At 68.2% G+C, this 21,037-nt stretch carries 20 protein-coding genes; 5 read left to right on the top strand and 15 right to left on the bottom strand.

The annotated features are described in order from the left end of the window. Positions 1 to 8: 8 nt before the first annotated feature. The 3 genes from ACQ4LY_RS14620 to ACQ4LY_RS14610 all read right to left on the bottom strand — a co-directional run bounded on the left by ACQ4LY_RS14620 (position 9) and on the right by ACQ4LY_RS14610 (position 2,427). Positions 9 to 197 (bottom strand): hypothetical protein, encoded by a 189-nt coding sequence (locus ACQ4LY_RS14620; RefSeq protein ID WP_056307637.1) that lies wholly within the window; start codon positions 195 to 197, stop codon positions 9 to 11. A gap of 106 nt (positions 198 to 303) precedes the next feature. Further along, positions 304 to 933, bottom strand: a complete 630-nt coding sequence (gene rpsD, locus ACQ4LY_RS14615) for a 30S ribosomal protein S4 (RefSeq protein WP_052677824.1) — start codon at positions 931 to 933, stop codon at positions 304 to 306. A 162-nt stretch (positions 934 to 1,095) separates the two neighbouring features. After that, positions 1,096 to 2,427, bottom strand: a complete 1,332-nt coding sequence (locus ACQ4LY_RS14610) for a replication-associated recombination protein A (RefSeq protein WP_082477819.1) — start codon at positions 2,425 to 2,427, stop codon at positions 1,096 to 1,098. Positions 2,428 to 2,539: 112 nt separating this feature from the next. On the opposite strand from ACQ4LY_RS14610, the gene ACQ4LY_RS14605 reads away from it, so the two are divergent. Continuing rightward, on the top strand, positions 2,540 to 2,836 hold the full coding sequence (locus tag ACQ4LY_RS14605; protein ID WP_120492925.1) for a hypothetical protein: 297 nt from the start codon (positions 2,540 to 2,542) through the stop codon (positions 2,834 to 2,836). 73 nt (positions 2,837 to 2,909) lie between these two features. Here ACQ4LY_RS14605 and ACQ4LY_RS14600 read toward each other — a convergent pair whose 3' ends face one another. From ACQ4LY_RS14600 to nirB, 4 genes are read right to left on the bottom strand one after another with little or no spacing between them, the layout of a single operon-like run. Beyond that, on the bottom strand, positions 2,910 to 4,037 hold the full coding sequence (locus ACQ4LY_RS14600) for a uroporphyrinogen-III synthase (RefSeq protein ID WP_431072615.1): 1,128 nt from the start codon (positions 4,035 to 4,037) through the stop codon (positions 2,910 to 2,912). Beyond that, on the bottom strand, positions 4,034 to 4,786 hold the full coding sequence (gene cobA, locus ACQ4LY_RS14595; RefSeq protein ID WP_431072613.1) for a uroporphyrinogen-III C-methyltransferase: 753 nt from the start codon (positions 4,784 to 4,786) through the stop codon (positions 4,034 to 4,036). Before cobA ends, ACQ4LY_RS14600 begins: the two co-directional genes overlap by 4 nt. An 11-nt stretch (positions 4,787 to 4,797) precedes the next feature. Further along, positions 4,798 to 5,166, bottom strand: coding sequence for a nitrite reductase small subunit NirD (gene nirD / locus ACQ4LY_RS14590; protein ID WP_431072611.1), 369 nt, complete (start codon positions 5,164 to 5,166; stop codon positions 4,798 to 4,800). Then, positions 5,163 to 7,742 (bottom strand): nitrite reductase large subunit NirB, encoded by a 2,580-nt coding sequence (nirB, locus tag ACQ4LY_RS14585; protein WP_431072609.1) that lies wholly within the window; start codon positions 7,740 to 7,742, stop codon positions 5,163 to 5,165. The genes nirD and nirB overlap by 4 nt, the downstream gene beginning before the upstream one ends. 216 nt (positions 7,743 to 7,958) lie before the next feature. Here nirB and ACQ4LY_RS14580 point away from each other — a divergent pair, with 216 nt between their 5' ends. Both ACQ4LY_RS14580 and ACQ4LY_RS14575 read left to right on the top strand, forming a co-directional pair. Next, positions 7,959 to 9,323, top strand: a complete 1,365-nt coding sequence (locus ACQ4LY_RS14580) for a DUF349 domain-containing protein (RefSeq protein ID WP_431072607.1) — start codon at positions 7,959 to 7,961, stop codon at positions 9,321 to 9,323. A gap of 60 nt (positions 9,324 to 9,383) precedes the next feature. Beyond that, the gene (locus ACQ4LY_RS14575) at positions 9,384 to 9,935 is read left to right on the top strand and encodes a type IV toxin-antitoxin system AbiEi family antitoxin (RefSeq protein ID WP_431072606.1); all 552 of its coding nucleotides are present in this window, start codon (positions 9,384 to 9,386) and stop codon (positions 9,933 to 9,935) included. On the opposite strand, the gene ACQ4LY_RS14570 is transcribed toward ACQ4LY_RS14575, so the two are convergent. The 8 genes from ACQ4LY_RS14570 to ACQ4LY_RS14535 all read right to left on the bottom strand — a co-directional run bounded on the left by ACQ4LY_RS14570 (position 9,922) and on the right by ACQ4LY_RS14535 (position 18,513). Continuing rightward, complete coding sequence (locus tag ACQ4LY_RS14570; protein WP_056307627.1) at positions 9,922 to 12,171, bottom strand: RelA/SpoT family protein; 2,250 nt, start codon at positions 12,169 to 12,171, stop codon at positions 9,922 to 9,924. The genes ACQ4LY_RS14575 and ACQ4LY_RS14570 overlap by 14 nt on opposite strands. A 67-nt stretch (positions 12,172 to 12,238) precedes the next feature. Beyond that, positions 12,239 to 13,228 carry a protein translocase subunit SecF gene (gene secF, locus ACQ4LY_RS14565; protein WP_431072603.1) on the bottom strand — a complete coding sequence of 330 codons (990 nt, stop codon included), beginning with the start codon at positions 13,226 to 13,228 and terminating at the stop codon, positions 12,239 to 12,241. After that, positions 13,228 to 14,958, bottom strand: coding sequence for a protein translocase subunit SecD (gene secD, locus ACQ4LY_RS14560; protein ID WP_056307624.1), 1,731 nt, complete (start codon positions 14,956 to 14,958; stop codon positions 13,228 to 13,230). The genes secF and secD overlap by 1 nt, the downstream gene beginning before the upstream one ends. Before the next feature lie 53 nt (positions 14,959 to 15,011). Next, complete coding sequence (locus ACQ4LY_RS14555; RefSeq protein WP_321163951.1) at positions 15,012 to 15,416, bottom strand: preprotein translocase subunit YajC; 405 nt, start codon at positions 15,414 to 15,416, stop codon at positions 15,012 to 15,014. 75 nt (positions 15,417 to 15,491) lie between these two features. Continuing rightward, positions 15,492 to 16,517 carry a Holliday junction branch migration DNA helicase RuvB gene (gene ruvB / locus ACQ4LY_RS14550; RefSeq protein WP_431072601.1) on the bottom strand — a complete coding sequence of 342 codons (1,026 nt, stop codon included), beginning with the start codon at positions 16,515 to 16,517 and terminating at the stop codon, positions 15,492 to 15,494. Continuing rightward, the gene (gene ruvA / locus ACQ4LY_RS14545) at positions 16,510 to 17,115 is read right to left on the bottom strand and encodes a Holliday junction branch migration protein RuvA (protein WP_431072599.1); all 606 of its coding nucleotides are present in this window, start codon (positions 17,113 to 17,115) and stop codon (positions 16,510 to 16,512) included. The genes ruvB and ruvA overlap by 8 nt, the downstream gene beginning before the upstream one ends. A 9-nt stretch (positions 17,116 to 17,124) precedes the next feature. Beyond that, positions 17,125 to 17,706: a crossover junction endodeoxyribonuclease RuvC gene (gene ruvC / locus ACQ4LY_RS14540; protein ID WP_431072597.1), complete on the bottom strand. Its 582-nt coding sequence runs from the start codon at positions 17,704 to 17,706 to the stop codon at positions 17,125 to 17,127. 45 nt (positions 17,707 to 17,751) lie between these two features. Continuing rightward, complete coding sequence (locus ACQ4LY_RS14535; protein WP_056510015.1) at positions 17,752 to 18,513, bottom strand: YebC/PmpR family DNA-binding transcriptional regulator; 762 nt, start codon at positions 18,511 to 18,513, stop codon at positions 17,752 to 17,754. 159 nt (positions 18,514 to 18,672) lie between these two features. Between ACQ4LY_RS14535 and ACQ4LY_RS14530 the strand changes: the two genes are divergently transcribed. Both ACQ4LY_RS14530 and ACQ4LY_RS14525 read left to right on the top strand, forming a co-directional pair. After that, positions 18,673 to 19,629 (top strand): phosphotransferase, encoded by a 957-nt coding sequence (locus ACQ4LY_RS14530; RefSeq protein ID WP_431072595.1) that lies wholly within the window; start codon positions 18,673 to 18,675, stop codon positions 19,627 to 19,629. A 27-nt stretch (positions 19,630 to 19,656) separates the two neighbouring features. Next, positions 19,657 to 21,036 (top strand): pyridoxal phosphate-dependent decarboxylase family protein, encoded by a 1,380-nt coding sequence (locus ACQ4LY_RS14525; protein WP_431072593.1) that lies wholly within the window; start codon positions 19,657 to 19,659, stop codon positions 21,034 to 21,036. Position 21,037 lies beyond the last annotated feature (1 nt).

Genomic DNA, 21,037 nt, shown 5'->3' with positions numbered 1-21,037 from the left:
AGGCGGTGTCAGTCGTCAGCGGGGTCGGTGAGACGTGCCTTCTCGTCGCGGTAGGAGTCGCCGATGATCGCGGTGAACTCGTTGATCCGCGCGTCGACCTCGGCGAGGATGTCGTGACCGCGCGGGTCCTTGTTCATGAAATGAGCCGCGACGAAACCGCCGATCACTCCGATCAGGAACCACAGCACGTTCTTCATGTCGCCATCCTTGCCCTTGACCCGCGAAGGCGCGGTGCCTCCATCGTATGCGGAAACGACAGAAGGCGTCGGGTGAACCCCGACGCCTTCTGCGGAAAAGCTGAACTCAGCGAGCTGCGTAGTACTCGACGACGAGCTGCACTTCACAGGTCACGGGGACCTCGGCGCGCTTCGGACGACGAACCAGGCGAGCCTGGAGCTTGTCGAGCTCGACCTCGAGGTAGCCGGGAACGGGAGGCAGGACCTCGGCGTGACCGCCGGCTGCTGCGACCTGGAAGGGCTCGGTGCCCTCGCTCTTGGCCTTGACGTGGATGAGCTGACCCGGCTTCACGCGGAAGGACGGGCGGTCGACGAGCTGGCCGTCGACGAGGATGTGACGGTGCACGACGAGCTGACGAGCCTGCGCGGTGGTGCGGGCGAAGCCCGAACGCACGACGAGAGCGTCGAGACGCATCTCGAGGAGCTCGACCAGGTTCTCACCGGTCAGGCCATCCTGACGACGAGCCTCGTTGAACGTGTTGCGCATCTGCTTCTCGCGGATGCCGTACTGCTCGCGCAGACGCTGCTTCTCACGCAGACGGACGGCGTAGTCGCTGTCAGCCTTGCGCTTGGTGCGGCCGTGCTCACCCGGAGCGTAGGGACGCTTCTCGAGGTAGCGGGCGGCCTTCGGGGTGAGCGGGATGCCGAGGGCACGGCTCAGACGAACCTTGCGGCGGTCCTGGGACTTCGTGGTCACGAAGTTTTCCTTCCGATGACGTGGTCGCGTCTTTCACGACTCACGGACGTATCGTCCGCGTTCTGCCTTGGAGCGCACGCCGGGGCGCCAGCAAGGTGTGGTGTGAACGAGGAGATGCCCGAAAACTCGGTTTCGAGCCGATCCAGTCTAACAGATCCCGACTCAGCGCCCGTCGAGGATGCGACGGATGCGTTCGAGACGCGCCGAGATGTCGCGCTCCGCTCCGAGGTTCTTGGGTTCGTAGTAGCGCCTGCCCTGCAGTTCGTCCGGCAGATACTGCTGCGGGAGGATGCCGAACTCGCTGTCGTGGGGATAGACGTACCCACGCCCGTGACCGAGTCGCTTGGCCCCCGGGTAGTGGGCGTCGCGCAGATGCAGCGGCACCCGACCGAACCCGCCGGAGCGGATGTCGGCGATCGCCGCGTCGATACCGGTGTACGCGGCGTTCGACTTCGCGGTGGTCGCCAGATAGACCGTGGCCTCCGCGAGCGGGATCCGCCCCTCGGGCATGCCGATGAAGGCGACAGCGTCGGCGGCCGCGACCGCGATCGTGAGCGCCTGCGGATCGGCGAGCCCCACATCCTCGGAGGCCGAGATCACCAGACGCCGTGCGATGAAGCGCGGGTCCTCCCCCGCCTCGATCATCCGAGCGAGATAGTGCAGCGCCGCATCCGGGTCGGATCCCCTGATCGACTTGATGAACGCGCTGATCACGTCGTAGTGCTCGTCGCCCTGGCGGTCGTAACGCAGCAGCGCCTTGTCGACGGCCTGAGCCACGTCATCGGCGGTCGCGGCAGGCACCGCACCGTCCTCGCCGTTGGACAGGGCGACGGCGGCCGCGGCCTCGAGCCCGGTGAGCGCCCGCCGGGCATCACCGGAGGCGAGCCGGATCAGCGCGGCGCGCGCGTCGTCTGCGAGGGTGACCGCACCGTTGAGCCCGCGCGCATCGGTGACGGCCCGGTCGACGAGGAGCCCGATGTCGTCGTCGGTGAGCGGTTGCAGGGTCAGAAGCAGCGAACGGGAGAGCAGCGGGGAGATCACCGAGAACGAGGGGTTCTCGGTCGTCGCCGCGATCAGCAGCACCCAGCCGTTCTCGACCCCGGGAAGCAGTGCGTCCTGCTGCGCTTTGGTGAAGCGGTGGATCTCGTCGAGGAAGAGGATCGTCGTCTGCCCGTACAGGTCGCGCTGCGTGATCGCCTCCTGCATCACCTCGCGCACGTCCTTCACACCGGCGGTGATGGCGGAGAGCTCCACGAACCGACGCCCCGACGACCGTGCGATGGCCTGGGCGAGAGTGGTCTTGCCGGTGCCCGGTGGCCCCCAGAGGATGATCGAGACCGCCCCGGGCGAGGTCGCCGCCGGATCTGCGAGGGCCACGATCGGCGAACCCGCCCGCAGCAGATGCTTCTGCCCGGCCACCTCGTCGAGGGAGACGGGGCGCATGCGCACCGCGAGGGGCGTCTGCCCGGAGAGCAGTGCGGCGGCGGAGGTCATCCGTCCAGGCTAACGCGGCGCACCGACACTGCGGGCAGGATCAGCATGCGCCGAGCGCGACGGTAGGCTCTCAGGCGACGCTGCACATTCACGTCCAGTAAGGGAGCACGCAATGGCCGGACGCGGGTCGAAGAGCGCGCAGTCGCGCACCGAAGCGGAGCGCGTGCGTCTCCACACCGCCCGCAGGGCCTGGCACGACGGGCAGATCCGCCGTCGCGTGCGCGACAACACGATCGCGAGCATCGTCGGCTCCCTGATCGTGGTGGCCGCCATCGGCAGCCAGGTGGCCTACGCGCAGGCGAATCCGCCGGCACCCGAGCCCACTCCCAGCGTCGAGCCGACCGAGGCTCCGCTCCCGACGGATACCACCGTCCCCGAGCCCGTCCCCACCGACGCACCGGTCGAATAGCACCGACGCGCCGGTCGAATAGCCCAGACGCGTCCGTCGAGCGACAGACGCGGGTCCGATCCGTGGGTCGCCCTCAGTCCTCGGTGACCGCGAGGCGATAGCCGCGTTTGACGACCGTGTGGACGAGTTCGTTCCCGCCGAGCGCCTCCCGGAGTCTCGCGACGGCCACCTCGACGGCGTGAGCGTTGCGCTCGGCTCCGGGCAGCACGCTCCCGAGCTCGGCTCGGGACAGCACTCGACCACCGGCAGAGGCAAGGGCTTCGATCAGGGCGGCCGCGGACCGCGAGAGCGGAATGAAGTCGCCCCCGACGAGCACTCCGCCGCTTCGGACCTCCACACGTCCGGCATCCGTCGGCAGGGACGGCGCCCGTCCGCCACCGAAATGTGCGATGACCGTTCGCGCGAGCGAACCGAGACGTCCTCGGTCGGCGATCGTGGTGCGCAGGTTCGCCGCATGCAATGGGGCGGCGGTGATGGGGCCGACCGATGCCAGCAGCAACCTGCCCGATTCCGCACGCCGTCTGATGGCGTCGAGCGCGCCCGCCTGCTCGGCCACAGCGATCCACGATGCCGCCCCGGGCGCCGAGGTGAACAGCACGGCGTCGGCTTCGCCCTCGGCAGCCTGCAGCGCCGAGCGTCGCACCACCTCGGGGTTCGGAGGCGGGCCCCACCGGTAGACGGTGATGCTCAGCACGTCCGCCCCGGCCGCCTCGAGCAGCTCGTCGAGTCCGTCGGAGCCTGCGCCGTGATGCTGGACGAGGATCCGTTTGCCGACCACCCCGGACGCGAGCAGGTACTCGCCGACCTCTGCTGACGTCTCGGATTCGGCGACCCAGTCTGCGGCAAAGCCGGCCTGCTGGATCGCGCCGTGCGCCTTCGGCCCGCGGGCGACGAAGTGGGCACCCTGCAGGGCATCGTCGAGCTGCGCATCCAGCCCGTGCTCGTGGGCGGCGTCCATCCACCCCCGGAATCCGACGCCCGTGGTGGCGATCACGATGTCTGGCGGCGCGGCGATCACGCGTTCGGTGCGTGCCAGCAGCTCGGCGTCATCCGCGTTGGTGACGATGCTCAGCGCCGGCGCCCGGTGGACGACGGCCCCCCGGCGTTCGAGTGCGGTCGCGAGATCCACGGAACGACGATCGGCTGCCACGATGATCGTGCAGCCGGCGAGTGCGGAGTCGAGGGTGCGCGCGGTCGTCATGTCATGCTCTCGGCGATCATGGCCGTCGTCGGCAGAAGCAGCCCCGCGCGAGCGACCTCGCCGATCACGATCACCGCCGGGTTGACGACCTGCGCCGCGGCGGCGTCCTCGACGACGTCGCGGATCGTGCTGCGGATCGTGCGCTGTCTCTCGGTGTGCCCGTTCTCGACGATCGCCACCGGCGTCTCGCCGGAGACGTGATGAGCCGCGGCGGCGGCCACCAGCCTCGGCAGCGCGGCCACCCCCATCAGCACCACCGTCGTGACCGTCGGATCGTCGAGCGATGCGAGCGCGCCCGAGGACAGGTCGCCGTGCCCGTTCACGATGTGCACAGCCGACGCGACGCCCCGATGCGTCACCGGGATCCCCGCGGCCTGCGGCACCGAGATCGCACTGCTGACGCCGGGCGTGACGGTGACTGGCACTCCTGCGGCCTCGCAGGCGAGCACCTCCTCGCCGCCCCGTCCGAGCACGAACGGGTCGCCTCCCTTCAGACGCACCACCCTGAAGCCCGAGAGCGCCCGCTCGACCAGCAGCGCATTGATCTCGTGCTGCGGCACCGGATGGTCGCCCGGACGCTTGCCGACGTCGATCACCTCGACGTGCGGTGCCAGTTCGTCGCGCAGCTCCTCGAAGGGGCCGAGACGATCGGCGACGACCACATCGGCGGCCATCAGCAGACGGTGAGCGCGGACGGTCATGAGATCAGCAGGCCCCGGGCCTCCGCCGATCAGGTCGACCCTGCCCACCCGCGCGCGCCTCATGATGCAGCTCTCTCGGGCATGCCGACGTAGACGTCCTCGCCGTCGACCTCGACCGGCCAGACCGCCAACGCACCGCCGACCTTGCCCTGCGTCTCCAGGCACTCGCCGGTGCGCAGGTCGAACACCTGCTTGTGCAACGGCGAGGCGACAGTCGGCGCATCGCCTCTGGTGCCGACGATCCCGCGGGAGATCACATGCGCTCCGCTGAAGGGATCGAGGTTGTCGACCGCGTGAACGGTGCCGTTCGGCAGCAGGAAGAGCGCCACCTGCTCCCCCTCGATGAGGGCGGCGCGACCCCGCTCGGTCTCCAGGTCGCCGAGGGAGCACACCCGCACCCCGCGTCCGGCAGCGGTCGTGATGGTCATCTGCGAACCTCCAGTGCGGTGCCGGCGATCAGGACGCCGCCGCCACGTCGTTCCTCCGGGGTCGCCGGGCGGATCTGTCCACGCTCAGCCACGTAGGCGAGAGACGGATCGGGCGTGTCCGCGGCGTTCACGAACGAGCGGAACCGCTCGAGCTTCACCGGGTCGCGGAGCGTCGCCGCCCATTCGTCCTCGTAGCGGTCGACGTGCTGCGCCATCGCCTTGTCGAGGTCGGAGCAGATGCCGAGGCTGTCGTCGAAGATCACGCTCCGGAGGCCTTCGAGACCGCCTTCCAGCTCCTCGCACCACGGCGCCGTGCGCTGCAGTCTGTCAGCGGTGCGGATGTAGTACATGAAGAACCGGTCGATCGCACGGATCAGCCCGTCGTCGTCGAGGTCGGAGGCCAGAAGCTCGGCATGCCGAGGAGAGAACCCTCCGTTGCCCCCGACGTACATGTTCCAGCCGGTCTCCGTCGCGATGACCCCCACGTCCTTGCCCCGCGCCTCCGCGCACTCCCTGGCGCACCCCGACACGCCGAGCTTGAGCTTGTGCGGCGCGCGCAGACCCCGATACCGCAGCTCCAGCTTGACCGCCATCCCCACGGCGTCGAGGACCCCGTAGCGGCACCAGGTCGACCCGACGCAGGACTTCACCGTGCGCAGCGACTTGCCGTAGGCCTGTCCCGACTCGAAGCCGGCGTCGACCAGCCGCTGCCAGATGACCGGCAGCTGCTCCAACCGTGCACCGAACATGTCGATCCGCTGGCCGCCGGTGATCTTCGTGTAGAGGGCGAAGTCCTTCGCGATCTGGCCGATGGCGATGAGCCCTTCCGGGGTGACCTCGCCTCCGGCCATCCTCGGCACGACCGAGTAGGTGCCGTCCTTCTGCATGTTCGCCATCACGTGGTCGTTGGTGTCCTGCAGCGTCGCGTTCTCGCCGTCGAGCACGTGCGCACCGACCAGCACCGAGAGGATGCTCGCGATCGCCGGCTTGCAGATGTCGCAGCCACGCCCCCGACCGAACCGCTCTACGATCCCGCTGAACGTGGTCAGCTGTGCGACCCGGACGGCGTCGAACAGCTGCCGTCTCGACAGATCGAAATGCTCGCACAGTGCGTGAGAGACGCTCTGGCCGAGTTTCGTGAGCTCCTGCCCGACGACCTTCTTGACCATCAGCACACACGATCCGCAGGTGGCGCCCGCCTTGGTGCACCCCTTCACCGCTGCTGCGTCCGTGCAGCCCTCCTCGTGCACCGCCTTGCGGATGCGGCCGGCCGTCACGTTCGAGCACGAGCACACCACGGCCTCGTCCGGCAGCTCGCCGCCCGGCGCCTCGTTGCCCCCTTCGGGCAGGAGGTAGGCGGCGGGGTCGGCCCCGAGCCTCGAACCGACCATCGGGCGCAGCGCACCGTATGCGGACGCGTCGCCCACGAGGATGCCGCCGAGCAGGGTCTGCGCGTCATCCGAGAGGACGAGCTTCTTGTATACGCCGGCCACCGGATCCGCGTAGACGACGTCGAGAGCATCCGGGGTCGTCGCCATCGCGTCCCCGAAGCTCGCGACGTCGACGCCGGAGAGCTTCAGCTTCGACGAGTCGTCGTAGCCGGGGAATGCCGCGTCGCCGCCGAGCAGTCGCGTCGCAGCGACCTCGGCCATGGCGTATCCCGGTGCCACCAGTCCGACGCACCGGCCGCCGAAGCTCGCCACCTCGCCGATCGCCAGGATGTGCGGGTCGGAGGTCGAGCACCGCTCGTCGATGATGACGCCGCCGCGGGGGTCCACGTGCATCTCGGCATTTCGAGCCAGCTCGTCACGAGGACGCACACCGACGGTGAACACGACCACGTCCGCCCGCTCGACCGAACCGTCTTGGAATTCCAGCGCGGTGACGGCTCCCGTAGCATCCGGATCCAGTCGAGTCGTGCGCGACTGCGTGCGCACCGAGATGCCACGCGCCTCGAGCAGACGCTTGAGCATCCCTCCACCCGCCGAGTCGAGCTGCGCCGACATCAGACGGTCGGAGTACTGGACGACCGTCGAATCGACGTCCATCCCCTGGAGCGCACCCGCTGCCTCCAGACCGAGAAGCCCTCCGCCGATCACGGCGCCGCGAAGCGGGCGTCCGAGCGCGCGGCCTCGCCGCTCGACGAACTGCTTGAGACGCTGCACGTCGTCGAGGGTCCGGTAGACGAAGCATCCGGGGAGGTCCGCACCGTCGACGGCCACCTTCGCGGCGTAGGAACCCGTCGCGAGCACCAGAGTGTCGTACGGGATCGTCTGGCGCGAACGAGTGGTGACCGTCTGCGCTGATCGATCGATGCGCAGGACGCGGTCATCGGCCATGAAGCGCACGCGGAAGTCGTCGAACACGGAGCGGTCGAGCTCCAGCCCTTCAGGCGTCACACCCGCGAAGAACCCTGTCAACCCCACTCGGTCGTAGGGATGGAGCCCCTCGTCACCGATCACCGTGACATGCATCGGCTTCTCAGCCCTGCTGATGAGGCTCTCGACGAATCGGTGCGCCACCATGCCTGCTCCGACGACCACGATCTCCTCCGTGGTGAGGATGGCCTCGTTCATGCTGCTCCATTCGCCGGGGGGACGTCGTGAAGGCGACGATAGGAGCACGGTGTTTCCCGCATGTGACGCGCAGTGTTTCCTGCGTCGAACGTTCTGCTCACAGATCGGTAACGGCCATTGTGAGAAGCGGTCACCACATCGGATGCTCCCTGGCGTACTAGGCTGAAGGTCGTCCTTTCCGCCTCCCGCGGGCCCTACCGCGCAAGGAGAATCACCGTGTCTGCCACAGAGCCGTCGAAGCCGACTCCCCCCGTTCCCACCCGACCCGCCGCTCCGCTGCCGCGGAAGCTGCCCAAGCCTGCCGCTGCCGCTCCGGCTGCCACCGCCGCGACTGTCAGCGCCTCGACCGCAGCAGACGTCGCCAAGTGGGGTCGCGTGTCCGAAGACGGCACGGTCGAGGTCCGCGAGGGCGAAGACTGGCGCGTCGTCGGGCAGTACCCCGACGGCACCCCCGACGAGGCGCTCGCCTACTTCGTGCGCAAGTACGACGACATCGCCTTCAAAGTCCATGCCCTCGAGCAGCGGCACCAGTCCGGCGGTGCGTCCGCCGGCGATCTCGTGAAGCAGGCCGGTCATCTGGTCGACGAGGCGACGGATGCCGCAGCGGTCGGTGACCTCGCCGGACTCCGCGAACGGCTGAACACGCTGACCGCGTCGCTGTCGGAGGCGACCGCGCAGGAGGCCCAGAAGGCCAAGGAGCTCGTCGACCAGGCCGTCGCCGAGCGCACAGCCCTGGTCGAGCGCGCCGAGGCTATCGCCGCGCGCGATCTGTCGAAGGTGCAGTGGAAGCAGGTCACGGCCGAGCTCGGCGAGCTCTTCGACGCCTGGCAGGCACATCAGCAGAACGGTCCTCGCCTGTCGAAGAGCGTGTCGCAGCAGCTCTGGAAGCGATTCCGTGACGCGCGCGGCACCGTCGACAAGGCCCGCCGCGCCTTCTACTCAGAGCTGGACGACACGCACAAGAGCGCCCGAGACGCGAAGACCCGTCTGGTCGAACGCGCCGAGGCCCTCGCTCCGCGCGGCGTCGACGGCATCCCGTCCTACCGGAACCTCCTCGACGAGTGGAAGGCCGCTGGCCGTGCAGGCCGCAAGGCGGACGACGCTCTCTGGGCACGGTTCAAGGCCGCGGGTGACGCACTGTACGCAGCACGCGCTGAGCAGTCCGCCGCGGAAGAGGCCGAATCCGGTCCGAAGATCGAGGCACGCCAGGCACTCCTCGAAGAGGCCAAGGCAGTCGCCGACGAGCCGAACATCAAGCGCGCCCGCGCGCTGCTCACCGGCATCCAGCGCCAGTGGGACGAGCTCGGTCGCATCTTCCCGCGTGAGAAGGAGCGTGCACTCGATGATCGCCTGCGGACGATCGAACAGGCGCTCAAGGCTCGCGAAGAGGTCGACTGGAAGAAGAACAACCCCGAGACCAAGGCACGCGCCAACGACATGAGCTCGCAGCTGCTCGAAGCCATCGAAAAGCTCGAGGCCGAGCTCGCCGCGGCAGAGAAGTCGGGTGACAAGAAGGCGGCCAAGACCGCAGCGGATGCTCTCGAGGCACGCCGCACCTGGCTCAGCGCCCTCGGAGGCTGACCCTCTCCACAGATCCACGGATCGACTCGAACGCGGGATGCAACGCGCCAGACTGGCGGGATGCATCCCGCGTTCCTGTATCTGCCCGGTGGCCGGCTGACCGTCCCCGAGCTCAGCGCCGCTCGGCTCGACGGTCACCTCGTAGAACTCGGTGAGGGGTACATCCCCGCCGATCTGATCGAGAACGCGAGCGCGCGAGCCGCCGCGGTCGCCTGTCTCATTCCCGCGGAAACCGCGGCGTCAGGGCCGACGGCGGCCTGGATCCACGGTGCCGGTGACGCTCCCCCCGCACGCCACCACATCAGACGAGCGGTGCAGAGGCGGATCAGACCTGCGGTGCCCGCCCGTGTCACCCTGCACGACACCGCACTGCCCGCATCCGATCTCGTCTGGATCGGCGGAGTGCCGGTCATGACGCCCGCGCGCACCATGACCGACCTCGCACTCGGGCTCTATCGCGACGAATCGCTGCGGCGCTGGATGGTGCTGCTGTCGCACGTCGATCCGCAGCTGGTCTCTGAAGCGCTCTGTGATCTGGAGGCGCTGTCGCGGGTACCGGGAAAGCGCGCCGGCCGCGGAGCCCTCGAGAGGCTGCTGGTCAGGACGATGTGACGCGATAAACGTCGTAGACCGCATCGATGCGTCGAACGGCGTTCAGCACCCGATCGAGGTGCACGGCGTCGCCCATCTCGAACACGAAGCGGCTGATCGCGAGGCGCTCGTCCGTGGTGCTGACCGTCGCCGAGAGGATGTTGACGTGGTGCTCGCTGAGCACGCGGGTGACATCCGAGAGCAGGCCGGACCTGTCGAGCGCCTCGACCTGGATCTGCACGCGGAAGACGCTCTTCGTCGTCGGCGCCCAGGACACCTCGACGAAGCGATCCTCCTCCCCGGCGAGGGCCTTGACGTTGGGGCAGTCGGTGCGATGCACCGAGACGCCGCTTCCGCGTGTCACGAAGCCCACGATCTCGTCACCGGGAACGGGTGTGCAGCACTTGGCGACCTTGACGAGGATGTCGGAGGCGCCCCGCACCAGCACACCCGAGTCGCCGGCACGCGGCTCGCGGCTCGGCATGCTGCCCGGGAGGTCGATCGGTCCGGTGGCCGGGTCGGTCGCCGCGACGAGCGCCGTGACCTTCTCGAGCACCGACTGCGTCGACACGTGGCCTTCGCCGACCGCGGCGTACAGCGCCGAGACGTCTTCGTAGCGGAGCTGGTGGGCGACCTCGGCGAACGAGTCCTGGCTCATCAAGCGCTGCAGGGGCATGTTCTGGCGGCGCATCGCGCGGGCGATGGCCTCCTTGCCCTGTTCGATCGCCTCTTCGCGCCGCTCCTTCGTGAACCATCCGCGGATCTTGTTCCTGGCGCGGGTGCTCTTGACGAAGCCGAGCCAGTCCTGGCTCGGACCTGCATCGGGGTTCTTCGACGTGAAGACCTCTACGACGTCACCGCTCTTGAGCTCGGACTCCAGCGGCACGAGGCGGCCGTTGACCTTCGAGCCCATCGTGCGGTGGCCGATCTCGGTGTGCACGGCGTACGCGAAGTCGACCGGAGTCGCTCCTGCGGGGAGGCCGACGACACGCCCCTTGGGTGTGAAGACATAGACCTCCTTCGCCCCGATCTCGAAGCGGAGGGAGTCCAGGAACTCACCGGGGTCGGCGGTCTCGGCCTGCCAGTCGGAGATGTGTGCGAGCCAGGCCATGTCGCTGTCCGACGCACGGACCTCGGCCTTGCCGCCGTTCATCCGCTCCTTGTACATCCAGTGCGCGGCGACACCGTACTCCGCCTGCTGGTGCATCTCGTGCGTGCGGATCTGGATCTCGACCGTGCGCCCGGACGGACCGATCACCGTCGTGTGCAGGGACTGGTAGAGGTTGAACTTCGGGGTCGCGATGTAGTCCTTGAAGCGCCCGGGAAGCGGCGTCCAGCGCGCGTGGATAGCGCCGAGGACGGCGTAGCAGTCGCGCACGGACGCGACGAGCACGCGGATGCCGATGAGGTCGTAGATGTCGTCGAACTCGCGGCCTCGGACCACCATCTTCTGATAGACCGAATACAGCTGCTTCGGACGCCCGACGACCTTGCCGCGGATGCGCAGATCGCGGAGGTCTTCGTCGATCTCCTCGACGACCTGGGCGAGATACTTCTCGCGCTGCGGGGTGCGCTGAGCGATCAGATTGTGGATCTCGTTGTAGATCTTCGGATGCAGCACCGCGAACGAGAGATCTTCGAGCTCGGATTTGATCGCCTGGATGCCGAGGCGGTTGGCCAGCGGCGCGTAGATCTCGAGCGTCTCCTTGGCCTTCTTCGCCGCCTTCTCGGGCGGGACGAAGCCCCAGGTGCGCGCGTTGTGCAGGCGGTCGGCGAGCTTGATGAGGAGTACGCGGATGTCCTTCGACATCGCGACGATCATCTTGCGAACCGTCTCGGCCTGCGCGCTCTCGCCGTACTTGACCTTGTCGAGCTTGGTCACGCCGTCGACGAGCATGGCGACCTCGTCGCCGAACTCGGCCGTGAGGTCGGTCAGCGCGTAGCCGGTGTCCTCCACGGTGTCATGCAGAAGCGCTGCGGCGATCGCGCGCGGCCCGAGGCCCATCTCTGCGAGGATCTGCGCGACCGCAAGCGGGTGCGTGATGTACGGCTCGCCGCTCTGGCGCTGCTGCCCCGTGTGCTTGTCCTTCGCCACGGTGTAGGCGCGCTCGATGACCGCGAGATCACCCTTCGGATGGTTGGCCCGCACCGTCCGGATGAGGTTGTCGAGGTCGTTGACCCTGGGCGCGCGGGAGAAGATACGGGGAACCAGTCGTCTCAGGCTCGATCCCTGCGACGCCGTCTGCGGTTCCGCCATCCGCTCACCTCCGAATCACATCAGTTTACGCGTGCTCTGCGGGGCGCGGCCCGCAGAGCGGGAACGATCAGACCTCTACTGCGGCTTTCTCGCGAGCCTCGCGCACCTTCTCATCACGGGCCTTGATCTGCGGCTCGTTCTCACGGAAGAGCGAGTACAGCGGCGCAGCGACGAACAGGGTCGAATACGTCGCGACCAGGATGCCGACGAAGATCGACAGTGAGATGTCGGTCAGCGACTCGGCACCGAGCCAGAAGGCTCCGATGAAGAGCACCGCGCCGACCGGCAGTGCGGCGACCACGGAGGTGTTGATCGAGCGCACGAGCGTCTGGTTGACGGCGAGGTTGACCGATTCTCCGAAGAGCCTCGCCGAGTTCTCGCCGTCTTCCGTCGTGTTCTCTCGGATCTTGTCGAACACGACGGTGGTGTCGTACAGCGAGTACGACAGGATCGTCAGGAAGCCGATCACGGCCGCGGGCGAGATCTCGAAGCCGGCCAGGGCGTAGACGCCCACCGTGATGACGAGAACGTCGAGGAGTCCGATGATCGCCGCGGCGGACATCTTCCAGGTACGGAAGTAGATCGCGAGGATCAGGAAGGTCAGCGCGAGGAAGATCGCGAGGCCCCACAGCGACTGCTTGGTGACGTTCTCACCCCAGGCCGGTCCGATGAACGACGACGTGACGCTCTCGGGCTCCACGCCGTAGGCCTCTGCCAGGGCGTCGGAGACCTGCTGCGTCTCCTCCGCGCTCATCTGATCGGTCTGGACGCGGATGTCGCTGCCGCTGACGACGACGACCTTGGTCGCCGCCCCCGGCACGACGGACTGGACGGCATCCGTCGCGGTCTGCTGCTCGGTGGAGTCCGGCGCCTGGACCGTGAACTGCGACCCGCCGGTGAACTCGATCGAGAACTGGATCGGGCGGATCAGCGGCACGAGAGCGGAGCCCGCGACCAGGATGATCGCGATGATGAACCACAGGCGGCGCTTGCCGACGAACGGGAAAGACGTCTTGCCCGTGTAGAGGTTGTTGCCGAACTCGTTCATGGAAGCCATCACGCGTCCCCCTCACTTCCGGTGCTGGTGGATCTGTCACCGGCGAGTGCTTCGGCGCGCTTGCGCTCTGCGATGGTCTGACGGCGATCTGCCTCGCCGCGTGAACGGGCGTTCTTCGCTCCCCTGCCGGCCGTGGCCGTCGAGACCTGACGGAACTGCGAACGGCTGCGATAGACGGCGCCGAGCGACTCGGGGTCGAGACCGGAGAGCTTGTGACCGCCACCGAAGAACTTGGTCCTCGCCAGCAGCTGCATCACCGGGTGCGTGAAGATCACGAAGATGAACACGTCGATGAGGGTCGTGAGGCCGAGCGTGAACGCGAAGCCCTTCACCGTGGCGTCCGCGAGGATGTACAAGACGACGGCGGCGAGGATGTTGATCGACTTCGAGATGTAGATCGTGCGCTTGGCTCTGCCCCAGCCGTCTTCGACCGCCGAGGTGATCGATTTGCCGTCGCGGAGCTCGTCTCGGATTCGCTCGAAGTACACGATGAACGAGTCGGCCGTGAATCCGATCGACACGATCAGACCGGCGACACCCGCAAGCGAGAGGCGGAAGCCGAGTCGCCAGGCCAGGATGCAGATGATGACGTAGGTGAGCACCGCCATCACGGCGATCGACGCGATGATAACGGATCCGAGCGCTCGATAGACGATGAGCGAGTAGATCGCGACGAGGGCGAGACCGATGAGTCCTGCGATCAGACCGATCTGCAGCTGCTGGGTGCCGAGGGTCGCCGAGATGGTGTCGGAGCTCTGCACCGTGAAGCTCAGCGGCAGTGCTCCGAACTTGAGCTGGTCGGCGAGGGTGGTGGCTGTCTCCTGCGTGAAGCTGCCCGAGATGCTGGGGCGGCCGTCGAGGATCTGGCCGTTCATCACCGGCGCGCTGATCACGGTGCCGTCGAGGACGAAGGCGAACTGGTCGCGGGGCGACAGATTGTCGAGACGGTTCTGGTTCAGACGCGTGCTGACCTTGCCGAACGCCTCTGTGCCGTCGCCGTTCATGGTGAGCTGCACCAACCACGCGCCGGACTTCGGGTCACGGCCCGCGGTGGCATCCGTGATCGCCGTTCCGGTGAGCTCCGTCGGGCCGAGCAGGTACTTGGCTCCCCCGGTCGGATCGCAGGCGATGAGCGGTTCGTCCTGCGGAGCGCTGGAGGGGTCGTTCTCAGGGTTGGCGCAGTCGTAGGCCTGGAACTCGGCGGCGAGCCTGTCGGTCACCCACGACATGTCGCTCGCGTCGGTCGGCTCGGCGGTCGGAGTGTCGCTGACCGAGTCGTCCGGCGTCGGGAACGCGGTCTCGTTGCCGTCCTCGCCCACGAAGGTGTTCGCGCCGGCGGTCGTGTACAGCACCGGGCGGAACTCGAGCTGAGCGCTCGACTGGATGCGCTCACGAGTCTGCTGGTCGGCGACGCCCGGGATCTGGACGACGATGTTGCGGCCACCTTCGGTGGTGATGTCGGCCTCTGCCACACCCGACGCGTCGACGCGCTGACGGATGATCGCCGCGGCTTGGTCGAGCTGCTCCGACGAGGGCGCTGCTCCGTCCTCGGTCTCGGCGCTGAGCACGATCTGCGTTCCGCCCTGCAGGTCGAGCGCGAGCTCAGGTGCCCACGAGCTCTGCTTGAAGACGTAGACGCCCAGTGCGTTGATGCCGAAGAGGAGGCCCGTCACCAGGACGAGACCGAGAAGGACTCGCCAGGCGTGACGGACCGGGGAAGAAGTGGCCACGTGTGATCAGCTTTCTTAGATGCCGGAGTGCCGAGGTGGTGCAGCGGTGAAGACTATTTGTCGTCGGCGTCGCGCTCGAGACGACGACGGGTCTCCTCGGTGGTCTCGATCGCCGGAGCGTCGTCGAGAGGTGCATCGTCGACCACGACGACCGAGTCGTCGGCCTCGTCGATGACGGCGTCCTTGGGCTCCACGATGCGGAGGATGGCCTGGCTGTGCACCTCGATGACCGTGCCGGGAGCGATCTCGACGAGAGCGGGCGAGTCGAGGTCATCGTGGTCGTAGGCGACGATCGTGCCGTAGATGCCGCCCTGCATCAGGACCTTGACACCGGGAACCGTCTTGGTCGCCTTCTCTTCCTGCTCCGCCTTCATCTGCTTCTGGCGCTTGCGTCCGTTGACGAACATGAAGACGACGAGCACGGCGAGAAGGCCGAAGAGGAGGATTTCCATGGGCATGGTGACTGGGGGCCTTTCTCAGGTGCGCGCACCAGAAGACGGGCGCGCAGTTCTATCGGGGGAAGTCTTCAGCGATTATAGGTCATCAAGGCGAAGCGCCCCGTCCGGATGCACCACGCCGAGGTGCGCATAGGCTTCCGGCATCGCGACGCGGCCGCGGGGCGTCCGCCCGAGGAAACCGATCCGCACGAGATACGGCTCGACGACGCTCTCGACCGTCTCGGCCTCTTCTCCGACCGCCACCGCGAGCGTGCTCAGGCCCACGGGGCCTCCGCGGAACCGTCGCACGAGGGCCTCGAGAACGGCCCTGTCGAGCCTGTCGAGCCCGATGGGATCGACGTCGTAGAGCTCCAGCGCCGCTTGCACGCCGTCGAACGAGGCCGCCCCTCCCCCGTGCACGAGGGCGTAGTCCCGCACACGCCGCAGCAGACGGTTCGCGATGCGGGGCGTGCCGCGCGACCGACGTGCGATCTCGGAGAGCGAATCACGGGGGACGTCGACTCCCAACATCTGCGCCGAACGGGCGATGACCCGCTCGAGCTCGGGCTCGTCGTAGAACTCCAGATGGCCGGTGAAGCCGAAGCGGTCGCGCAGCGGATTGGGCAGCAGGCCCGAACGGGTCGTCGCGCCGACCAGCGTGAACGGCGCGAGGTCGAGCGGGATGCTCGTCGCGCCCGCACCCTTGCCCACCATGATGTCGATGCGGAAGTCCTCCATCGCGAGGTACAGCATCTCTTCCGCGGAGCGCGCCATGCGGTGGATCTCGTCGATGAACAGCACCTCGCCGGGCACCAGGCTCGACAGCAGCGCCGCGAGATCGCCGGCGTGTTGGATCGCGGGGCCGCTCGAGAGACGGAGGGGGCGCTCGCTCTCATGAGCGACGATCATCGCGAGCGTGGTCTTGCCGAGACCGGGAGGGCCAGCGAGCAGGATGTGGTCGGGAGGCCGGTTCTGGATGCGCGCGGCGTCGAGGAGCAGCTGCAGCTGACCGCGCACCTTCTGCTGGCCGACGAACTCGCCGAGACTCGTCGGGCGCAGTGCGCCTTCGATCGCGAGCTCCGTGTCGTCGGAGGGCTCCGTGGCGTCGAGGGCCTCAGACACGGGCCGGTCCCAGAAGCGCCAGGGTGCGTCGCAGCAGCGGTGCGACGGTCGCCCGCTCGGCGTCGGTGGCCTCTGCGGCAGTCTGCGCTGCTGCCTCGGCGGCGACCTTCTCGGACCACCCGAGGCCGACCAGAGCCGCGGTCACCTGATCGACCACATCGACGGGCCCGCTCGCCGCCTGCTTCGACGACGAGCCCACCGGGTGCACCTTGCCCGCGAGTTGGAGCACGATGAGCTTGGCCGTCTTCGGTCCGATCCCGGAGACGCGTCGGAACGGCGCGTCGTCTTCGGCCGTCACGGCGTCGGCGATCTGATCCACGGTGAGATGCGACAGCACACCGAGCGCGGATTTCGGCCCGACGCCCGTCACGCTGATCAGCAGCCCGAAGATCTCGAGTTCACTGCGGTCGGCGAAGCCGAAGAGCGACAGCGAATCCTCGCGCACGATCAGACTCGTGTGCAGCAGCAGCCTCTCGCCGACTGTCGCGGTGTGGGCCACGTCTGCGGGGACCGCGACCGAGAACCCGACGCCTCCGACATCGATGATGACCTGATCGGCGGTCGAATGGAGGACGGCGCCGTGCAGCGAGGAGATCATCCCCTCAGCCTACGCACCCGGTCGTATATATGTTCGAGCGACACGCTCCGCGTCGGCCCAGGCGCGCTGGGCGGGCGTGAGAGCCCCCTGCCCCGGCGCACCGGCGGCTCCTCGACGCCAGGCATGGCACAGTGCGATGGCGAGGGCATCCGCGGCGTCGGCGGGCTGAGGAGGAGCATCCAGACGCAGGATCCGCGCGATCATCGACTGCACCTGCCGCTTGTCCGCCGAGCCGTATCCGGTGACGGCCGCCTTCACCTCGCTCGGAGTGTGCGTGGCAGCGGGAAGGCCCGCCTCGGCGGCGAGCAGCAGTGCCACGCCACTCGCCTGCGCCGTGCCCATCACGGTATGGGTGTTCTGCTGAGCGAACACACGCTCCACAGCCACGGCATCCGGGTCGTGCGCCGCGATGACCTCTCGGATGCCCGCCGCGACGAGGGCGAGCCTCTCACCGATCGGCAGATCGGGCGCCGACCGGATGACGCCGACGTGCACGAGCGTGCCGCGGCGCGACCCGTCGACGTCGACGACCCCCACACCGCAGCGGGTGAGGCCGGGGTCGATGCCGAGCACACGAAGCGAGGAGGTCACTCCCCCAGGCTATGCGTCGTCATCGCCTGCGGACGCTCGCCGCGCCTACGCGTCGTCGTTCTCGAGCTCTGCCTGCACGTCGGCGGTGAGATCGAAGTTGGTGAAGACGTTCTGCACGTCCTCGCTGTCCTCGAGCGCGTCGATGAGGCGGAAGATCTTGCGCGCGGTGTCGGCGTCGATCTCGACCTTGAGGTTCGGCACGAACTCCACGTCGGCGGACTCGTAGTCGATGCCGGCCTCCTGCAGAGCACTGCGGACGGTCACGAGATCGGTCGCCTCGGTGATGATCTCGAAGCCCTCTGCGTGGGGTTCGATCTCTTCGGCGCCCGCTTCGAGGGCGGCCATCATGACGTCGTCCTCGGTCGTCCCCTCGGAGCCGACGACGATGACACCCTTGCGGCTGAAGTTGTAGGCGACGCTGCCCGGGTCGGCGAGAGTGCCGCCGTTGCGGCTGAGCGCCGTGCGCACCTCGGCCGCTGCGCGGTTCTTGTTGTCGGTCAGACACTCGATCATCATCGCGACACCGTTGGGTCCGTAGCCCTCGTACATGATCGAGGTGTACTCGACGGCTTCGCCGCCGATGCCCGCTCCGCGCTTCACCGCGCGGTCGATGTTGTCCTTCGGGACGGACGTCTTCTTCGCCTTCTGCACGGCGTCGAACAGCGTCGGGTTTCCCTGCAGGTCGGCTCCGCCGAGCTTGGCGGCGACCTCGATGTTCTTGATGAGCTTGGCCCAGGACTTGGCGCGCCTGGAGTCGATGATGGCCTTCTTGTGCTTCGTGGTGGCCCACTTGGAATGCCCGGACATAAGTCTCCGCTCGTCGTATCCGCCCGTGGGCTCGGCCCAGGGCATCGTCCATTCTATCGAACCATGCACGCGCAATGCGGCTGCACACGTGTCGACGTACACCGGCCGACCGCTGATAGCGTCGATCGGATCAGCCGACCGCAGAGGACTCACGCGAGCATGACCTCAGGAGCCGACCGCCTCCGCCCGGAGTGGGCGTCGCTGCCCCCCGCCCTCCGATCGGCGGTCATCGGAGCGATCGGCGGCCGGTTCGTCTCCGACTCCCCGGCACACGGCGGCTTCAGCGCCTCGTACGCCGGCGTCGTCGTGACGACCGTCGGCCGCGCTTTCGTCAAGGCATGCGGTGTCGACTGGCACACCGACTCCCTGCAATTCCTCCGGGAGGAGATCCGCGCCGTCTCGATGCTCCCGCCGCATCTGGGACCCTCAGTGCTCACGACGATCGAGACGGATGCCGGTGCGGCGCTGGTGCTGGAGGCGATCGACGGCCGGCACCCGGGAGCACCCTGGACCAGCGGCGATCTCGACGCGGTCGCTGCGAGCATGGCTCGACTGTCCGGCACTCCCGCTCCTGAGCAGATGGAGCGGGCGGAAGACAGGATGATCCCGGGCTTCACGCGCTGGGCGCAGATCGCGGAGGATCCGCTCCTGCTCTCCGGGCTGCCGTCGCCTCTGCGCGCGCAGGTTCCGGTTCTGATGGAGGTCGAGAAGGGTGTCCGTGACGCTCTCCACGGCGACGCCGTCGTGCACGACGATCTCCGAGCCGACAACATCCTGATCTGCGAGGGTGAGGCGCGTCTTCTCGACTGGCCGCACGCCCGCCGCGGCGCACCCTGGGTCGATCTCCCCTGCTTCCTCCCCAGCGTCGAGGCATCGGGCGGTCCGCGATGCGAGGACGCGTGGCGGATCTTCGAGGTGCACGGCGCACCGGCGCAGCACGCTCTGCTCCCTGTCATCTCGGGATTCGCATCATTCCTCTGGTTCAACCAGGCGCAGCCCGAGGTCCCCCAGCTGCCGGGCCTGCGCGCGTTCCAGAGACAGCAGGCACTTCCCGCGCTCCGGTGGCTGACGAGCCTGCTCACGGGCACGACGGCGGAAGGCATCCCTCTGGCGTGAGGAGGATCCCGGGTGTAGTCCTGACTCATGGACGACAGCGTCGATGATGACAGGATCCGCGGCTTGGACGCCGCTCACCGCGCCGCACTCGAGTTCCTCGGCTCTCTGGAGGACAGACCGGTGTGGCCGCGTGCGACTCTCGCGGAGATGCTCGACGAGTTCGGCGGACCGTTGCCCGCCGAGGGGATGGACACCCGGGCCGTCATCGACGAGATCGTGTCACGGGCGGATCCCGGCCTCGTCGCGATCCCCGGCGGGCGCTTCTTCGGATTCGTGATCGGCGGCACGCACCCCGCCGCTCTCGCCGCCGACTGGCTCGTCTCGGCATGGGACCAGAACTCGGGTTCGGCGCTGCTCACTCCGACGACCGTGGCGATGGAGCGCGTGGCCGGGCGGTGGATGCTCGACATCCTCGGCCTGCCCGGGACTGCGAGCGTCGGCTTCGTCACGGGAGGCCAGATGGCGAACTTCACCTGCCTCGCGACGGCCCGCAACGCCGTGCTCGCCCGAGCGGGGTGGAACCTCAGCGAACAGGGGCTGCGGGAATCTCCGCCGATCCGGTTCGTCGTGGGCGCCGACCGCCACGGGTCGATCGACCGAGCGGCCCGCTTTCTCGGGATCGGCCGGAGCGAGATCACCGTCGTCGAATCCGACGGCGAGGGGCGCATGCGCCCCGAAGCACTGAGCCGAGTCCTCGACACCGGCTCAGGACCGACCATCGTCTGTCTTCAGGCCGGCGAAGTGCATACCGGCGCGTTCGACGACTTCGCCGCCCTCGTGCCGATCGCTCACGAGCACGGCGCCTGGGTGCACATCGACGGGGCGTTCGGCCTGTGGGCCGCGGCATCAGAGTCGCTGCGGCCGCTCACGACGGGCATGTCCGACGCCGACTCCTGGGCCACCGATGCGCACAAGACCCTCAACGTGCCCTACGACTGCGGGATGGCCATCGTGCGCGACCCCGCCGACTCGATCGCCGCGTTCCGCACCGGCGGCGACTACCTGATCTACACGAGCCTGGATCCGTGGGACGTCACCCCCGAGCTGTCGCGTCGCGCGCGCGGCGTCCCCGCCTGGGCAGCGATGCGCGGCATGGGGCGGGACGGAATCTCCCGACTGATCGACCGACTGCACGAGAACGCGGTCGCGATGGCCGCGGGGCTCGCCACGATCGACGGCATCCGCATCCTCAACGCCGTCGACTACACGCAGGTCATGTTCCGACTCGACGACGACGATGCGACCCGCGCCCTGGGCGTGGCCGTCCTCGTCGAGGGCACGGCCGCTCTCACCGGCGCCGAATGGCGAGGTCGCGCAGCGCTGCGCTGCTCGATGTCGTCGTGGGCGACGACCCGAGACGACATCGACCGCACGGTCGGTGCGATCCGGACCCTTGTGGCCGGGTGAG

Origin of the sequence: Microbacterium phyllosphaerae, assembly GCF_050628115.1 — a bacterium.
In the GTDB taxonomy this organism is placed as follows: Bacteria; Actinomycetota; Actinomycetes; order Actinomycetales; family Microbacteriaceae; genus Microbacterium; species Microbacterium phyllosphaerae_A.
The sequence above is the reverse complement of the archived record's forward strand: the minus strand, read 5'-3'. Positions and strand labels throughout refer to the sequence as shown.

Excerpts from the sequence above, each read along its gene's own strand:
- ACQ4LY_RS14570 (WP_056307627.1), bottom strand. The coding sequence starts at position 12,171 with ATGGCGGAACCGCAGACGGCGTCGCAGGGATCGAGCCTGAGACGACTG.
- ACQ4LY_RS14620 (WP_056307637.1), bottom strand. The coding sequence starts at position 197 with ATGAAGAACGTGCTGTGGTTCCTGATCGGAGTGATCGGCGGTTTCGTC.
- ACQ4LY_RS14605 (WP_120492925.1), top strand. The coding sequence starts at position 2,540 with ATGGCCGGACGCGGGTCGAAGAGCGCGCAGTCGCGCACCGAAGCGGAG.
- ruvA (WP_431072599.1), bottom strand. The coding sequence starts at position 17,115 with ATGATCTCCTCGCTGCACGGCGCCGTCCTCCATTCGACCGCCGATCAG.
- nirB (WP_431072609.1), bottom strand. The coding sequence starts at position 7,742 with ATGAACGAGGCCATCCTCACCACGGAGGAGATCGTGGTCGTCGGAGCA.
- ACQ4LY_RS14610 (WP_082477819.1), bottom strand. The coding sequence starts at position 2,427 with ATGACCTCCGCCGCCGCACTGCTCTCCGGGCAGACGCCCCTCGCGGTG.
- ACQ4LY_RS14555 (WP_321163951.1), bottom strand. The coding sequence starts at position 15,416 with ATGCCCATGGAAATCCTCCTCTTCGGCCTTCTCGCCGTGCTCGTCGTC.
- secF (WP_431072603.1), bottom strand. The coding sequence starts at position 13,228 with ATGGCTTCCATGAACGAGTTCGGCAACAACCTCTACACGGGCAAGACG.
- nirD (WP_431072611.1), bottom strand. The coding sequence starts at position 5,166 with ATGACCATCACGACCGCTGCCGGACGCGGGGTGCGGGTGTGCTCCCTC.
- ACQ4LY_RS14600 (WP_431072615.1), bottom strand. The coding sequence starts at position 4,037 with ATGACGACCGCGCGCACCCTCGACTCCGCACTCGCCGGCTGCACGATC.
- ACQ4LY_RS14535 (WP_056510015.1), bottom strand. The coding sequence starts at position 18,513 with ATGTCCGGGCATTCCAAGTGGGCCACCACGAAGCACAAGAAGGCCATC.
- ACQ4LY_RS14530 (WP_431072595.1), top strand. The coding sequence starts at position 18,673 with ATGACCTCAGGAGCCGACCGCCTCCGCCCGGAGTGGGCGTCGCTGCCC.
- ACQ4LY_RS14575 (WP_431072606.1), top strand. The coding sequence starts at position 9,384 with ATGCATCCCGCGTTCCTGTATCTGCCCGGTGGCCGGCTGACCGTCCCC.
- ACQ4LY_RS14525 (WP_431072593.1), top strand. The coding sequence starts at position 19,657 with ATGGACGACAGCGTCGATGATGACAGGATCCGCGGCTTGGACGCCGCT.